This is a genomic window from Mammaliicoccus fleurettii, assembly GCF_002018435.1.
GTDB classification, from domain to species: Bacteria; Bacillota; Bacilli; order Staphylococcales; family Staphylococcaceae; genus Mammaliicoccus; species Mammaliicoccus fleurettii.
Genome location: NZ_MWJM01000015.1, coordinates 1 through 15,687, shown reverse-complemented (window position 1 = coordinate 15,687; position 15,687 = coordinate 1). Strand labels below are relative to the sequence as shown.

The following is a 15,687-nucleotide window of genomic DNA, read 5'->3' as shown; positions in this document are numbered from 1 at the left end:
ATTTATAACGTTTTGAAGTGCTTTGTTTTCTCATCTAATGTCGTATCATCAATTGTATAATTTTCAACAACTGAAGCTGGTGCTGCTCCCTGAATAACACCATTTATAAATTGTTCTAAGTTATCATCATTGCCACTAGCATATATCTCTACATAGTCGCTAACATTTTCAACGCTACCAACAATTTTATACTTTTTAGCAAGTTGTGCTGTAAAAAATCTAAAACCAACACCTTGTACTCGTCCAAATACTTTAATATGTTTTCCGTTCATTTTTATCACCTCATATATCTATTATAAAGGGTTATGTATAAAAAAACTAATAATTAGAAACATGCACACAAGCTATTTTCTTGATTTAATTGGTAATAAGATTTAAATTTATTTTAGGGCAATTTTCTAAATAGGGGAGTTTTTTAGATGTATAAAATCGTAACAATCCGAGCAGATTATGAGGGATGGTGGCTGTTTGACGATTGGAAAGATAATATTATTAAAGAAATAGAATGTGTTGATTATGATGAAATGATTACGCAATATAAAAACTTACTTGAAAAATACCAAATTAAATTTACTAATGAACTCGTAGGCAAGCATAATATACATGCATTTTATAATAATTGTGATTTGTCATATTGTGAAGACTGTGAAGAAGACTTACAAATTTTTTATAGTATACTTGTATTAAATGACAATTCTATTTATACACCTTTACCAAATTAATAAAATCTGAAAATATCTCAAATGGTATTGCATTTGAATATTTAGTGACGTATAATAAGTAATAGCAATATCGTTATTCCATATTGCAAATGACATATTTATATTAATTGTGTTTTTTGTAATATGCGAATATCGCATATTGAATTTTAGTCTTGGAGGTTTCACATTATGAAACAAGGTACAGTAAAATGGTTTAACGCAGAAAAAGGATTTGGCTTCATCGAAATTGAAGGAGAAAATGACGTATTCGTACATTTCTCAGCAATTAACCAAGAAGGTTACAAATCTTTAGAAGAAGGTCAAGCAGTAGAATTCGAAGTAGTTGAAGGCGACCGTGGCCCACAAGCTGCAAACGTTGTAAAACTATAATATATATGAATTTGAAAGACTAGAAAGAAACCCTAACAATGTTAGGGTTTCTTTCTGCTTTAAGATAATATTTAATGGCAGTATTATTTGAGACATGTTATAACTTTTATATATAAAGCACCTCGTTAATTTGATTTTTATTGTAATTAATTAAATTATACGAAAGTGCTTTATTTTTTTGTATACAACTTGATATTGTTAACGATTTTGTAAAGTGCTGACGCCTGAGGGGAAAGTATGCGTGAGAGACTACAGGCTCGAGCCATACCCTAGGCAAGCATGCACGTACAAAATCGAAAGATTTAATAAAAATGTTTATTGGTAATGATTTTGTAATTACTGACGCCTGAGGGTATAGTATGTGTGAGAGACTACAGGCTCGAGCCATACCCCTAGGCAAGCATGCACGTACAAAATCGAAAGATTTTATATAAATAGATATTGTTAACGATTTTGTAAAGTGCTGACGCCTGAGGGAATAGTATGCGTGAGAGACTACAGGCTCGAGCCATACCCTAGGCAAGCATGCACTTTACAAAATCGTAAGATAAAAAAAGCATATCACTGTAAAACTGAAACGATCAGTTGAGTAATATGCTTATTTATTTTGAGTTAAGATATATGATCCAAGCTATTTTAGTTTATTTCTCGTCATTCAAAATTAATTGTTTCAACGTTTGTCTTTTTATTACTTCTCTTGCTTTACCATCTTTAACAAAAAGCACAGATGGTTTTAACATTTGGTTATAATTAGAACTCATAGAGTAGTGATATGCTCCAGTAGAAAGTACTGCTATATAATCACCAATTTTCGTCGATTTAGGTAATTTCATGTCTCTTCCGATTAAATCTCCAGATTCACACAATTTACCAGCAATTGTTACTTCGTGCGTATCCTCATCATTTCTGTTTACAAGCAATGCTTCATACTGTGCATCATACAAAGCTGTTCTTATATGATCACTCATGCCACCATCAATTGAAACATAAGTATTCACATTCGGTATTTCTTTAATTGTACCAACTTGATATAGCGTAATTCCCGCTTCACCAACTATTGAACGACCTGGTTCTATAGATATTTCTGGTATAGCCATTTCATATTTCTTACTATTTTCTTTGATAGCATCAGTTATAAGTTTAATACCTTCTTCTATAGGATAACTTTTATCCGCTTCTGTATATTGAATACTAAAGCCACCACCTAAATTCAAGATATCAATTTGTATATCATTCGCCTTTAACCATTCAAACACGATTTGTATAGTATTAATCGTTCCATCTGCTTCAAATATTTGTGATCCAATATGAAAATGTATACCTTTAAAATCTATTTTTTCAGATGCTTGTAAAGCACGCACACCTTCTATTGCAGTACCATGTTTAATTGACAAGCCAAATTTACTATCTTCTTGGCCAGTTTGAATAAATTCGTGTGTATGTGCTTCAACACCTGGATTAACTCTTAAAACAGCTTTAATTGGCTTAGAGGCAACACGATTAATACGGTCGATTTCATCTAAAGAATCTATTACAAAGTATTCAACACCACTTTCAATAGCATACTCGATTTCTTCATTTGTTTTATTGTTACCATGGAAGTGTATTTTACTCGGATTGAAGCCACTCGCTAATGCTGTATATAATTCGCCTTCAGAAACAACATCTAAGCCCATTTGTTCTTCATCCATTAATTTAAATAACTGTATACTGCTAAAAGCTTTAGATGCATAAGAAATATTATAAGACAATTCACTTTCTTTAAAAGCTTCATGAAATCTTCTACATTGATTTCTAATTTGTTCTTCATCGTATACGATAGTAGGGGTACCAAAGCTTGCAGCTATTGTCTTTAATGAAACATTACCCATTGTTAGAACACCTTGTTCATTATATTTTACTGTCATGATATAATCTCCTTTATTAATGAATGATGATTCAAAGCACTAATTTGTTCAGAATTAGCACCGACACCTTTAAACGTAAATTCATCTATTCTTATTTTATCACTATACATCGTTACTGTATCGCCGCTTTGTACAGATTCATCTACTTCAACAAACATATGACTCATCATTAAACCACGTATTGGATAGCGCTTTTGATTTATAAGTGCATCATGTTTAGCTCTTGTCTTCAGTATTCCATCCCCATATCCAATATCCACTACAGCAATGTTACAATCCTTTTCAGCAGTAAACTGAAAGCTATATCCACATGTTTCTCCTTTTTTAATAGGGCGAACTTGTATTACATTTGCTGTTACAGAAAAATTTTGTTTAGTTACTGTAGTAGGTAAGGTACTATACGGTCTTGATCCATATAAAATAATCCCTAATCGGGCATGTGTATGTTGATCTAGTAAACGATCTTCACGAACAAAGCTTGCACTATTTTGTGAATGAATAAATTCAAATGTATAACCTTCGTTAAGAACATGCATTAAACATTTTTTCCAAGCGTCTCTTTCTATTTCGTATTCATTACCATCAAATTCATCAGCATAACCAAAATGCGTCCAAATGCCTTCGATAAGTGATTGATTATCTTTAGAGAGACTTGCATTGTGTTCTAATACTTGTATCATTTCATATTGATCTTTTAATCCAGAACGATGTAATAAATTTTCAAATTCTAAATGTAATTTAATGCCTGATAATGATTCTAAATGTTCATGATAAAATTTTAAAGAGGGCAATGTCATCGCTATATCATATTGTTTCAATTTTTCAAATTCTATGGACGGATTCATCAAAAAGATATTTACATGTGGATCTATTTTACGTATTCTTACTGCTTCATATAAAGAAGTAGTACTAAAAGTACGAATACCTGCTTTCATAAATGACTCTACAGCAAATTCTAGACCGAAATGATAAGCATCGTTCTTAACGACTGCCATAACGTCATTATCTTGAATGACGTGTTTCACATTGTTTATAAAATTTTGTTCTTCAAATGTTATACGTGCTACCATTAATCGATCTCTCCTTGAGTTAATAATGCTGTATAATAATCAGCGACACTTATTAATACTTCTTCATCAAAATTTAATTTATTTGTATGAAGTCCATATATATAATCTTTTTGTATGTTTCGTGTACCAAAAAATACAAAATAACTTGGTGCTATATTGCGATAAAAGCTAAAGTCTTCACCAAACAAATATGGTTTTTCTAATTCATGTTGTGTTAGGTTGAGTTTAGTTAGAGCTTCTTTTACGTTTTTATAAAGCGTAACATCATTTGTAGTAGGTGGATAACCTTCAGCAAATTTAACAGAACAAGTTACACTAAATAATAATTCTACGCTTTCTGCTATTTTATGCATTTGATCTTTAACAATTTGAAGATCATTTGTATCATATGTTCTAATCGTACCTTCTAAATAACCATTTTGTGGAACAGTATTTATTGCTTCTCCCACATTAAATTGTCCAATATGTACGATATTACGGTTTAAACCATTTAAATGAAATTGCTGTATTTGTGAAACTTGCGATAATATATGCATCATTGCTTCTGAAGCTGCTTTGCCTTCTTCTTTACTTGCCACATGACTAGATAGACCATTTAAATAAAATCTATATTCAGTAGCACTAGCTGTGATTTCGTCATTTTTAAACGCTACAGTTCCAACATCTTCAAAAGGCATGATATGTATGCCGTATATTTTATCTATATTGTATTTATCGAATACTTTAGATTGAATCAATTGATTCGCACCAGCTTCTGTTTCTTCAGAAGGTTGATAAATAAATACAACATTATGAGGTAATTGTCCTTTGTCATATAGTGCTTTACAACGTTTTGTAAAAAGCATTAATGCTGTTGTATGACCATCATGTCCACAAGCATGCATTACATTATCTACTATACTTTTATAAGAAATTTCATTCACTTCTTGAATTGGTAATGCATCTATATCTGCTCTATAAGCAATCGTTTGATTTGAATTACCCTTTAAATATCCTATAACACCTGTTGAAATAGGGCGTTCATATGGAATATCTAGTTCATTTAAAAATGATTCAATATATGCCGTTGTTTCATATTCTTGCATACTTAATTCAGGATGTTGATGCAAGTATCTTCTTGTATTTTTAACAAATTCTAATTCAGACATTAAACTCAGTCCCTTTATAGTATGTATAGAAAACGCCAATCAATTTGATTGGCGCATTCATTTTATATTGTGTATAAATTTATTGATTTAAATTACGTAATGCCGATACAATTTCTTTTTTGCCATCTTGAACATCTGCTGATTGTTTAATTACTTTAGCAGGTGTACCAGCAACGACTGCACCTTCAGGAACATCTTTCGTTACAATAGCACCAGCTGCTACAATTGCACCTTTACCAACTCTAACACCTTCAAGAATGACAGCATTTGCACCAATTAGTACATCATCTTCAATGATAACAGGAGATGCACTTGGTGGTTCTATTACACCAGCTAATACTGAACCTGCACCAACATGAACATTTTTACCTGTTGTAGCACGTCCACCTAAAGTAGCATTCATATCTATCATTGTTCCTTCTCCAACAACTGCACCAATATTTATTGTTGCTCCCATCATAATCACTGCGCCGTCTTCAATAACTGCATGTTCTCTTATGAAAGCACCTGGCTCTATACGTGCATTTGTATTTGTTAAATCTTTTAATGGAATTGCAGAGTTACGACGATCATGTTCAATTTCTAAATCAGTAAATGCTGATTTGTTTTCTTCATAGAAACGAGTCCAATCTTTAGCATCACAAAAAATTGTTTTTGATGACTCTGAACCGAATACTTTAAATGACTCTGGAAATTCAACATTATCAAATTGACCATTTACATAAACTTTTAATGGCGTAACTTTCTCCGCCTCACTAATATATTGAATAATTTCTTCTGCTGTAAAATCTTTAACCATGTTAATTTCTCTCCTCATTTAAGTTATTGTATGTGTAATATCCATTTTCTTTATTTACTAGTACTTCAGCTACATTAATAGCACCATTTGCAAAGATATCTTTTGATTGAGCACGATGTGTAATTTCTATTGTCTCATCATGCCCTGCAAACAATACTTGATGCTCTCCAACAATTGTACCACCACGTTGAGAGCTAATACCAATTTCTGCTGCATCTCGTTTAGACGATGACTCATGTCTATCATAAACTGGCACTGATTGCGCTCTTTTTTCTTTAATTGCATCATATAATTGTACAAGTGTTCCACTTGGTGCATCCACTTTATTGTTATGATGCTTTTCGATCATTTCAATATCGAAGTCTTCTAAAAGTGGTACTGCATATTGAATAATTTCTTTAAGTATATGAACACCATAACTCATATTAGCACTAAAGAATACTGGCATATTTGCCGATTTCACTTTTAGTTGTTCAATTATTTTTTCCTTGTCACCAGTTGTTGCAATAACTAAAGGTAATTTAAAATCTTCTTCTAATAAAGGTAATAATAATTCTGGATTCGAAAAATCAATCGCAACATCCGCTTCTGGAGCTTTAGATATAGAATTGAAAGCAGGGTAGGGGTATTGTTTGGATGGATCCTTGACAACAACGCCTACAATCTCATTATCTCTTTCTGTTGCTAATCTTGCGACGCGCTCATTCATTGCGCCATAACCAATTAATAATATTTTCATTGTTTTACACCATCTTTGAAAGTATTAAATGCTTCGCTTAAAACTTTTCTTTCTTCTTCATCTAACGTCACAAGTGGCAATCTTACTTCATAATTTCCAAAGCCTAATTCCGAAGTTAATAACTTAATTGGAATTGGATTGACATCAACACTTAAATGATTTAATAAAGTTACAATATCCTCATTTAAAGTAGTAGCTTTATCAAGTTGATCATTTGAAACATAATCATATAATTGTTGAGTTTCATTTGGAATGACATTGGCAACTACTGAAATCAAACCTTCGCCACCTAAGCGGTAATAATCAAACATATTGTCATCATTACCACTATATAAAGCAAAGTCACTAGGTAACTGTTCTTTTAACGATTTAGCATATTCCAAATCTCCTGTCGCATCTTTAAGTGCAACTATATATGGATTTTCACTTAATTTAAGAACAGTATCAATTTCTATTGTCATGTTCGTTCTTGAAGGCACATTATATAATACAACTGGAAGTTCAACTTCATTAGCAATTTTAGTGAAATGTGCAATTAAACCACGTTGACTCGTTTTATTATAATAAGGTGTGATTAACATAATTGCATCTGCACCTAATTCTTTCGCTCTAATTGACTCATCAATAGAAGCCTGAGTGTTATTCGTTCCAGTGCCAGCAATGACAGGAACGCGTCCATTCACTTTTTTAATTCCCCATTCTAATAGCGTTTTTCTTTCTTCGGCAGTTAATGTTGGATTCTCAGCTGTTGTACCGTTGATAATAATACTTTTAACGCCATTGTCTATTAAAAATTCTATATGGTTTTCAAATGCTTCGTAGTCTACATCCTCATTTGTAAATGGTGTTGTAAGGGCAACGCCTACACCTGTAAAAATATGTGACATACTTAACACTCCTTGTTTTATTTATTTAATTGCATAACTTGTTCTAGTACTTGAACGGCATTTAAACTTGCACCTTTTAGTAAATTATCTGAAGTACACCAAATATGGAAAGTATTATCTAAAGAATCATCTTTACGAATTCTTCCAACAAATACTTCATCTTTACCAGTAGAGTGTATAGCTAATGGATATTCATTTTTTTCAACATTATCTACCAAAACTACACGGTCATCTTCATTAAATAAATTTTTAATATCTTCAACTGTTGCTTCTTTATCTAAAGTAACGTTGATGTGCACACTGTGGCTATCTTGAACAGGTACACGTACACATGTTGCTGTAACATTAAGTGTCGGTTGATCTAATATTTTTCTTGTTTCTTCGATCATTTTTTGTTCTTCTTTTGTATAACCATCTTCTAAAAATACATCTATATGTGGTAATACATTATTATAGATTGGGTGAGGGTAGTTCTTAGGTGCTTCACCTTTCTCACCATTAGACAAATCTTCGCGTCCGGCAAGTCCTGAACCTGATACTGCTTGATATGTTGTATAAGCAACTCTTTTCAAACCAAAAGTATCTAATAAAGGTTTTAATGGAACGACTGATTGTATTGTTGAACAGTTAGGATTTGCAATGATTTTTCGATTTAACTTAGGTGTATTAACTTCTGGAACTATTAAATCTATCCCTTCATGCATTCTCCATTGACTAGAATTATCTATTACAATAGCACCATGCTCTTCAAATAGTGGGGCAAAAGTTTTACTTGTACCTCCGCCAGCGCTCATAATAACGTAATCGAATTGTCCATTTGTTTTCTCTTCAGTTAATGCTTCAACAACATAAGTTCTACCTTGAAATGCCACTTCTTTACCTGCTGATCTAGGTGATGAAAATAATACAAGCTCATCAAATGGTATATTTTTTCTATCTAATACTTCTAATACTTTTTCTCCTACTAAACCTGTTGCACCAACAACTGCTAATTTTGTCATTTTTTTCACTCCATCATCAATTATATATTAAATGCTTCACTTAAAATTCGAACGGCATTTTCGCCTAAATCACGATCAACTACATAAGAAATACTTATTTCTGACGTGGTTGTTTGATAAAAATGTATATCATTAGTAATCAAAGTACGGAAAGCTTTAGATGCTATTCCTGACATATCTCTCATGCCCGTTCCAATTACAGAAAGTTTAGCGTAATTATCTTTCATTTTATAACGTAGGTGAGGGTAATCCTCTGTTATGCTAACTATAATTTCCTCTATTTGATTGACATCGGAATCTTTAATCGTAAATGAAAGTTGTAAGCCTTGTTGATTTTCGATTTGCGAAATCATATCAACATTCATAGATTGTTCTTCTAATGAATCAAATAATTTTTGTAGTAAAGCAAAATTTTGCATAGGATATGTTAAAGTAACATGAATCATATGTGTATCTAATGCTACTCCTGTGACTGCTTTCTTCTCTAAAATTTCTGCTTGTGGCATAATCCATGTTCCTTTCACATTTGATAATGTTCTTCCAAGATATAAAGGTATGTTATAATTTTTAGCAATTTCAACACTTCTTGATTCTAAAACTCCTGCACCTAATGCACTCATTTCCATCATTTCTTCATAAGAAACTTCATTGAGAAGGTGTGCTCCTTTATATATTCTAGGATCTGTTCCATATACACCATCTACATCAGTATATATTTCACAAGACGTATCTATACTTGCAGCTATTGCTACTGCGGTAGTATCTGAACCTCCACGTCCTAGAGTCGTAATCTCAAGATGATCATTTACACCTTGAAAGCCTGCAACTACAAGTATGTCATTTGTTTCAAAAGCTGTTTCAAATCGATTAGCATCAATTTCAGCAATTTTACTCTTTAAATGATGACCGACTGTCTTAATTCCAGCTTGATAACCTGTCATTGCTTTCGTTTGAACACCTATATCATTTAATACCATTGAAAGATATGAAATGGTCTGTTGTTCACCGGTTGTTAGAAGCATTGCTAAATGCTCATCTTTAGGTTGAGAGGTAAGTGTGCCAATATTTTCGAGCAAAGAATCTGTCGTTTTGCCCATAGCACTTACTACCACTACTAATTGTTCTCCATTATCAATGCGAGACTTCAACATATACGCGATATTTTTAATCTTGTTAAAATCACCGACGGATGTACCGCCAAACTTTAATACACTTTGAGCCAAAATAATTCCTCCTGTAAATCAGAGGTCAACGCCTTAATATAAACAAAAAAACAAGTTCGGCATCCGAACTTGTTTTATTATATATACAAGTGATGCACTCCATTATTCCTAAGATAATGACAGACACTTAGCTCTTAACCTAAATGTCCAACGTAATATCTCTGCAAAAACATTACGTTTCGGCATCGCACCCTTTCACTCCTTAAAGATTGCAGTCTAACAGGGGAGTTACTAATGATTGATGCGCCTCATCAAAAACATATTCAATTGGTATGCATTCATTATACATAGAAAGAATATTGATGTAAAGAGAGAAAACAGATAAATTCAAAAGTTCTAACTATTTAAACAATTAATGGAAAAACATGGTTTTTAATAGATATACAACTTAATTCGTTTTTATATTAAAAAAAGCTTCAATTCGGCAAAAGTCGAATTGAAGCTTCTCAATATAAATATTAGTTATAAACGCCTTGATCTCTCAAGTATTCATCATAAGTGATTTCTTTAGAAATTGCGCCGTCTTCTTTAAGTTCTATAACTCTATTTGCAATTGTGTTAATAAATTCGAAGTCGTAAGATGTGAAAATTAGAGAACCTTTGAAGTTCTTTAATCCGTCATTTACAGCTGTAATACTTTCTAAATCTAAGTGGTTAGTAGGCTCATCAAGTAATAATACATTAGAGCTTGATAACATCATTTTACTTAACATACATCTAACTTTTTCTCCACCTGAAAGTACACTTGCTTTTTTCTTAACTTCTTCACCACTAAATAACATACGTCCTAAGAATCCTCTTAAGAATGTTTCTGTTTGTTCTTCTGGTGGTGCATATTGTCTTAACCAGTCAACTAAGTTCATATTAATTCCTTCAAAGAATTCTGAATTATCTTTAGGTAAATATGATTGACTTGTTGTAACGCCCCATTTAACTGTGCCTTCATCTGGTTCAATTTCACCAGCTAATATACGTAGTAGGGTAGTTTTAGCGATTTCACTTTCTCCTATTAATACTGCTTTATCATTAGGGTTCATAGTGAAAGATACATTATTTAATACTTTATTACCTTCGATTGTTTTAGAAAGACCTTGAACTTGTAATAACTCATTACCAATTTCTCTTTCAATATTGAAATTAACAAATGGGTAACGTCTAGATGACGGTTGAATATCATCAAGTTCAATTTTATCAAGCATTTTCTTACGACTTGTAGCTTGTTTAGATTTAGATGCGTTAGCACTAAATCTAGCAATAAAGTCTTGTAACTCTTTAATACGTTCTTCTTTTTTCTTGTTTTGGTCTTGAGCCATTTGAGAAGCAAGTTGACTTGATTGATACCAGAAGTCATAATTCCCAACAAACAATTTAATTTTACCGAAATCTAAATCGGCAATATGAGTACATACATTGTTTAAAAAGTGTCTGTCATGTGAAACAACAATTACAGTATTTTCAAAGTTAATTAAGAAATCTTCTAACCAAGCGATTGCTTTAATATCTAAACCGTTTGTAGGTTCATCTAGTAAAAGAACATCGGGATCACCGAATAAACTTTGTGCAAGAAGCACTTTAACTTTTTGGTTGTTTTCTAACTCAGACATTTGTTTGTCATGTAATTCATCTTTAATTCCTAAACCTGAAAGTAAAACAGATGCATCCGCTTCAGCATTCCATCCATTCATTTCAGCAAATTCACCTTCAAGCTCTGCTGCACGCATACCGTCTTCATCAGAGAAATCTGGTTTCATATAAATTTCGTTCTTTTCATTCATAACTTGCCATAATTTTTCATGGCCTTTTAAAACAACTTCGATTACTTTTTCATCTTCGTGAGCAAAGTGATCTTGTTTTAAAACTGCTAAACGTTCATCTTTACCAAGTGAAACATGACCAGATTGAGAATCTAATTCCCCTGATAAGACTTTTAAGAACGTTGATTTTCCTGCTCCATTGGCACCTATAAGTCCGTAACAGTTACCTGGTATAAACTTAATATTTACATCTTCAAATAGTTTACGATCACCAAATCGTAAACTTACATCAGTGACTTGTAACATTAAATGACTCCTTTTCATTAATACTTCTACCGATGAATTATATCATAAATAACACAAAAAAGGGCAAGAGATTGAACAGTCGTTACACGAAGAAAAATACATGTTATAATGAATAAACGAAAAACATAAGAATGGAGAATGACATGGCACAAGATAAAGATACACTTGTAGGTCGTATTGACTTTTTAAAAGTGGATAGATTGGAAGGTTCAACATACCATCTACTTGGACCAAGTAGTGAACGAATTAAAATGAATGCTTCAGAAGTTGACGAGGATGATCAATTAGAAGTTGGAGAAGATTATAGTTTCTTCGTATATCCAAGTCGATCTGGAGAACTATTTGCTACTCAAAATATGCCTACAATAACGAAAGATCGTTATGATTGGGTAAAAGTATTAAGAGTAGATAGAGAAGGTGCAGCAGTGGATGTAGGATTGCCTAGGGAAGTATTAATACCTTGGGAAGATCTACCAAAAGTAAAAGAATTATGGCCACAAAATGGTGACATGATTTTCTGTACACTTAGAATAGATAGTAATAGTCAGATGTTCGCAAGATTAGCGACTGAAACAATCGTTGATACAATGTTTAAAACTGCTGAAGAATCAACATTACATCAGCATGTTAAAGCTAGACCTTATAGATTATTAAGAGTTGGAACATTCTTATTATCTGAAGAGGGCTATAAAATATTCGTACACGAATCAGAACGTCGACACGAGCCAAGACTTGGTGAAGAAATGGACGTTAGAATTATTGGAGTAAAAGAAAATGGAGAACTTAATGGTTCATTTTTACCATTAGCTCACGAACGATTAGATGAAGACGGTCAAGTTATATTCGATTTACTAGTAGAATATGATGGAGAATTACCATTCTGGGACAAGTCAGATCCAGAAGCTATAAAAGAAGTATTTAATATGAGTAAAGCTAGCTTCAAACGTGCAATCGGTAGATTATATAAACAAAAACTCATCACAATAGAGACAGGTAAAATCACAATCACTCAAAAAGGTTGGTCTCAAGTAAAAAAAGAAGATTAATATAAAATTTAACCCGCCTTCACTTGTGAAGGCGGGTTTTTAGTTTGAAAATATATAATAATTTATTCTATTTCATCAGTTAACTGTTCTAGCTGATCAATCAAATTACCAATATATTCGATAGTTTCTTTTAATGGTTTATCCGTTGTGACATCTATACCAGCTAATTCAGCGAGTTCAACTGGTGATTTTGAACCTCCTGATTTTAAAACGTTTAACCAATCTTCAACTGCGGTTTGTCCTTCTTTTTCAATGCGCTGACTCATTGCTGTACCAATTGTAAGTCCTGCAGAATATGTGTAAGGGTATAATCCCATATAATAGTGGGGTTGACGCATCCAAGTTAATTCTGCGCCTTCAGTTATTTCTACTTCATCTCCCCAAAAGTCTGAAATAACTTGTTTTTTAATTCCATTTAAAAGTGGGGCAGTTAAAGCTTCACCTTTATCCACATGTCTATATACTTCTCTTTGGTATTTAGCTTCTAAAAGATGCGTAACCATATTATGATAATACGTTCTTGAAATGATAGAACTAATTACCCAACGTTTAAATTTAGGATCGTCTGATTTTTTCAATAAGCTATTTGCCATAAGCATTTCATTCATTGTAGATGGTGCTTCTACAAAATACATAGAACAATCAGCTTGATATACATTTTGATGAGCATTTGCTAAATTAAAGTGTCCTGCATGTCCTAATTCATGAGCTAATACAAATACTTCAGTCATTTTACTTGTCCATGATATAAAAATAAATGGGTTAACGCCATATGGACTTGCACAATAAGCTCCTGTTTGTTTTCCTTTATTTTGAGGAAAATCAATCCAACGTTTATCATAACTATCATTTACCATTTTCATATAATCTTCGCCCAGAACGCTCAACGCTTCTTTAATATATTCTTTAGAACCTTCAATAGAAACATCTGGTTCATAAGTTGGATCTAGCGGTATACGTAAATCTTCAAATTTTAGTTTATCTAAATTATTTGTACGTTTTAGTAATTTGGCATATTTTCTCATATGAGGTGCCAATTCTTCAGAAATAATATCAATTTGTCTATCATACATATCTCTCGTAACATCTTGAGGTTCTAATAAGAAATCAATAACTGAATCATAACCACGTAATTCAGATTCTATTTTTTCCTTTTGAACGTGTGCATTGTATGTTGCAGCTGTCGTATTTTCATAACGACGTAAAGCTTCACTGAATTTTTTAAAGGCATTTCGTCTTATTTCAGTATTTGAAGCTACTTCGTAATCACCTTCAAATGAAACGTAATCCAATGGAATACTTTCTCCATTCGCTTCAAAAGTACCAAATTCAATATCAAGCATTTTAGTAATTCCATACATTTCATATGGCGCACCAAAAGTAGGCGAGAATGAAGCGAGTGTTTTTTCTACTTCAGGATGTAATGTATGTGCTTTTTGACGTTTCAATAAAGATAAATATTTAGGATATTCAGATTGCTTAATTAAAGCATTAAAAGCTTCTTCATCTAACTGTAAAATTTCTGATTCAACGAAAGATAAAAGACCAGCAATTTTACCATATGTAGTTGAGAATTGAGCAGCTACTTTTTGACTTTTCTCATTTGATGTATCAGTAGAATACAATAATTCTGCATATGTACTTAAATGTATAATACTGATGATAATGTCAGCTTGTTCATTTAAAGCTGATTCTATAGTTGAAATTTCATTTAATTGATTAACATACTTTTCATTAAATGTAGTGACTGTCTTTACTAACTCTTCTAATGAACTATAAAAAGCATCATTATTTTCAAATAAACTTGTAAGATCCCATGTTTCTTGAACAGGAACTTCATTTCTAAGCATTTGTCCCATTTAATTAATCATCCCTTTATATAAAATTTGCAATGTTCTAAAAGTTACTTATTCTTATTATAGTATTAATCATTTTATAGTACAATTTTCAAACATACATACCATTTGTTTAACTTATTTAACAAAAAGATTATTATTATATTAAAAAATATAATTAATATAATAATAATCGGGTATAATTATAATCAGCGAGATAAAGGAGGCGTTTACCTTGAACATATTCGATTTTCCAAATTATTTATGGATTTCTTTTGTAGTAGTTATAGTTTTTTCATTATTATCTTCATTAATTCTTAAAAAGCACTTTATTAGTGCAATATTAACATTTATTGTATTAGGTATTATTGCTTTCGTATTACCTAATTTTTATGACATTACATATGAACCATTACTAGGGTATGCTGCTTTTATGGCTATAATTAGTTTAATTGTATGCTTATTTACATGGTATTTAATGAGAAAAAATAGAAAAAGAAAAGCTGAGAAACTTAGTCAAAAAGAAGACTTTGAGGATGGACGCAAATTTAACAAATTAAAAAGAAGTGATAAATAAGTTCGGACCATAAATGTCCCAGAATTTTATAAAAATCATTTTGGAAGCTCATAAAGCTACCATAAGAGTGTCAGCAAAGAATTAGACTTTGTTGGCATTTTTTTATGCGCATGCATTACCCGGGTGCTTTTAAGAGTTACAGTATAAGCAAGTTTCAGCGAAATTGCTGATAAAAGTACCAGTATAAGCAAGTTTCAGCGAAATTGCTGATAAAAGTATCAATATAAGAATATGTCCATATAATTGTGTAATAAAATAAGAGCCATATATAGCTCACTTTAGTACAATGTAATCGACTAAGAAA

Annotated in this window: 15 protein-coding genes and 1 riboswitch; of the genes, 4 read left to right on the top strand and 11 right to left on the bottom strand. The window is 31.9% G+C overall.

All coding sequences use genetic code 11. The annotated features are described in order from the left end of the window. Positions 1-2: 2 nt before the first annotated feature. Complete coding sequence (locus B2G86_RS10905; protein ID WP_078358140.1) at positions 3-272, bottom strand: acylphosphatase; 270 nt, start codon at positions 270-272, stop codon at positions 3-5. Between the two features lie 147 nt (positions 273-419). On the opposite strand from B2G86_RS10905, the gene B2G86_RS10900 reads away from it, so the two are divergent. Both B2G86_RS10900 and cspA read left to right on the top strand, forming a co-directional pair. Then, positions 420-722 (top strand): DUF1033 family protein, encoded by a 303-nt coding sequence (locus B2G86_RS10900; RefSeq protein ID WP_078358139.1) that lies wholly within the window; start codon positions 420-422, stop codon positions 720-722. A gap of 168 nt (positions 723-890) precedes the next feature. After that, on the top strand, positions 891-1,091 hold the full coding sequence (cspA, locus tag B2G86_RS10895) for a cold shock protein CspA (protein ID WP_016912585.1): 201 nt from the start codon (positions 891-893) through the stop codon (positions 1,089-1,091). A gap of 641 nt (positions 1,092-1,732) precedes the next feature. Here the strand turns inward: cspA and lysA are convergent. The 9 genes from lysA to B2G86_RS10845 form a co-directional block, all read right to left on the bottom strand. Further along, the gene (lysA, locus tag B2G86_RS10885) at positions 1,733-2,998 is read right to left on the bottom strand and encodes a diaminopimelate decarboxylase (protein WP_078358136.1); all 1,266 of its coding nucleotides are present in this window, start codon (positions 2,996-2,998) and stop codon (positions 1,733-1,735) included. Beyond that, positions 2,995-4,068 carry an alanine racemase gene (alr, locus tag B2G86_RS10880; RefSeq protein WP_078358134.1) on the bottom strand — a complete coding sequence of 358 codons (1,074 nt, stop codon included), beginning with the start codon at positions 4,066-4,068 and terminating at the stop codon, positions 2,995-2,997. The genes lysA and alr overlap by 4 nt, the downstream gene beginning before the upstream one ends. Then, positions 4,068-5,216, bottom strand: coding sequence for a M20 metallopeptidase family protein (locus B2G86_RS10875; RefSeq protein ID WP_078358132.1), 1,149 nt, complete (start codon positions 5,214-5,216; stop codon positions 4,068-4,070). The genes alr and B2G86_RS10875 overlap by 1 nt, the downstream gene beginning before the upstream one ends. Before the next feature lie 79 nt (positions 5,217-5,295). Next, complete coding sequence (dapD, locus tag B2G86_RS10870) at positions 5,296-6,015, bottom strand: 2,3,4,5-tetrahydropyridine-2,6-dicarboxylate N-acetyltransferase (protein WP_078358131.1); 720 nt, start codon at positions 6,013-6,015, stop codon at positions 5,296-5,298. A gap of 1 nt (position 6,016) precedes the next feature. Further along, on the bottom strand, positions 6,017-6,754 hold the full coding sequence (gene dapB, locus B2G86_RS10865; protein ID WP_078358130.1) for a 4-hydroxy-tetrahydrodipicolinate reductase: 738 nt from the start codon (positions 6,752-6,754) through the stop codon (positions 6,017-6,019). Next, positions 6,751-7,641, bottom strand: coding sequence for a 4-hydroxy-tetrahydrodipicolinate synthase (dapA, locus tag B2G86_RS10860; protein WP_078358129.1), 891 nt, complete (start codon positions 7,639-7,641; stop codon positions 6,751-6,753). The genes dapB and dapA overlap by 4 nt, the downstream gene beginning before the upstream one ends. Positions 7,642-7,658: 17 nt before the next feature. Beyond that, positions 7,659-8,642, bottom strand: coding sequence for an aspartate-semialdehyde dehydrogenase (locus B2G86_RS10855; protein WP_078358128.1), 984 nt, complete (start codon positions 8,640-8,642; stop codon positions 7,659-7,661). A gap of 20 nt (positions 8,643-8,662) precedes the next feature. Beyond that, entirely contained in the window at positions 8,663-9,865 is a 1,203-nt protein-coding gene (locus tag B2G86_RS10850; protein ID WP_078358127.1) for an aspartate kinase, read from the bottom strand. An 84-nt stretch (positions 9,866-9,949) separates the two neighbouring features. Further along, a riboswitch (Lysine riboswitch) is annotated at positions 9,950-10,125 on the bottom strand. Positions 10,126-10,323: 198 nt separating this feature from the next. Beyond that, on the bottom strand, positions 10,324-11,925 hold the full coding sequence (locus tag B2G86_RS10845) for an ABC-F family ATP-binding cassette domain-containing protein (RefSeq protein ID WP_078358126.1): 1,602 nt from the start codon (positions 11,923-11,925) through the stop codon (positions 10,324-10,326). 143 nt (positions 11,926-12,068) lie between these two features. Between B2G86_RS10845 and B2G86_RS10840 the strand changes: the two genes are divergently transcribed. Further along, positions 12,069-12,971 carry a CvfB family protein gene (locus B2G86_RS10840; RefSeq protein ID WP_078358125.1) on the top strand — a complete coding sequence of 301 codons (903 nt, stop codon included), beginning with the start codon at positions 12,069-12,071 and terminating at the stop codon, positions 12,969-12,971. Between the two features lie 62 nt (positions 12,972-13,033). Here B2G86_RS10840 and pepF read toward each other — a convergent pair whose 3' ends face one another. Next, complete coding sequence (gene pepF / locus B2G86_RS10835; protein WP_078358124.1) at positions 13,034-14,830, bottom strand: oligoendopeptidase F; 1,797 nt, start codon at positions 14,828-14,830, stop codon at positions 13,034-13,036. Between the two features lie 211 nt (positions 14,831-15,041). Here pepF and B2G86_RS10830 point away from each other — a divergent pair, with 211 nt between their 5' ends. Next, positions 15,042-15,383: a hypothetical protein gene (locus B2G86_RS10830; RefSeq protein WP_078358123.1), complete on the top strand. Its 342-nt coding sequence runs from the start codon at positions 15,042-15,044 to the stop codon at positions 15,381-15,383. Positions 15,384-15,687: the final 304 nt, after the last annotated feature.

What these genes read in the sequence shown, in the direction of transcription:
- pepF (WP_078358124.1), bottom strand. Translation starts at nt 14,830, where the DNA reads ATGGGACAAATGCTTAGAAATGAAGTTCCTGTTCAAGAAACATGGGAT.
- dapA (WP_078358129.1), bottom strand. Translation starts at nt 7,641, where the DNA reads ATGTCACATATTTTTACAGGTGTAGGCGTTGCCCTTACAACACCATTT.
- B2G86_RS10875 (WP_078358132.1), bottom strand. Translation starts at nt 5,216, where the DNA reads ATGTCTGAATTAGAATTTGTTAAAAATACAAGAAGATACTTGCATCAA.
- B2G86_RS10900 (WP_078358139.1), top strand. Translation starts at nt 420, where the DNA reads ATGTATAAAATCGTAACAATCCGAGCAGATTATGAGGGATGGTGGCTG.
- B2G86_RS10845 (WP_078358126.1), bottom strand. Translation starts at nt 11,925, where the DNA reads ATGTTACAAGTCACTGATGTAAGTTTACGATTTGGTGATCGTAAACTA.
- alr (WP_078358134.1), bottom strand. Translation starts at nt 4,068, where the DNA reads ATGGTAGCACGTATAACATTTGAAGAACAAAATTTTATAAACAATGTG.
- cspA (WP_016912585.1), top strand. Translation starts at nt 891, where the DNA reads ATGAAACAAGGTACAGTAAAATGGTTTAACGCAGAAAAAGGATTTGGC.
- lysA (WP_078358136.1), bottom strand. Translation starts at nt 2,998, where the DNA reads ATGACAGTAAAATATAATGAACAAGGTGTTCTAACAATGGGTAATGTT.
- B2G86_RS10905 (WP_078358140.1), bottom strand. Translation starts at nt 272, where the DNA reads ATGAACGGAAAACATATTAAAGTATTTGGACGAGTACAAGGTGTTGGT.
- B2G86_RS10855 (WP_078358128.1), bottom strand. Translation starts at nt 8,642, where the DNA reads ATGACAAAATTAGCAGTTGTTGGTGCAACAGGTTTAGTAGGAGAAAAA.
- dapB (WP_078358130.1), bottom strand. Translation starts at nt 6,754, where the DNA reads ATGAAAATATTATTAATTGGTTATGGCGCAATGAATGAGCGCGTCGCA.
- B2G86_RS10840 (WP_078358125.1), top strand. Translation starts at nt 12,069, where the DNA reads ATGGCACAAGATAAAGATACACTTGTAGGTCGTATTGACTTTTTAAAA.
- dapD (WP_078358131.1), bottom strand. Translation starts at nt 6,015, where the DNA reads ATGGTTAAAGATTTTACAGCAGAAGAAATTATTCAATATATTAGTGAG.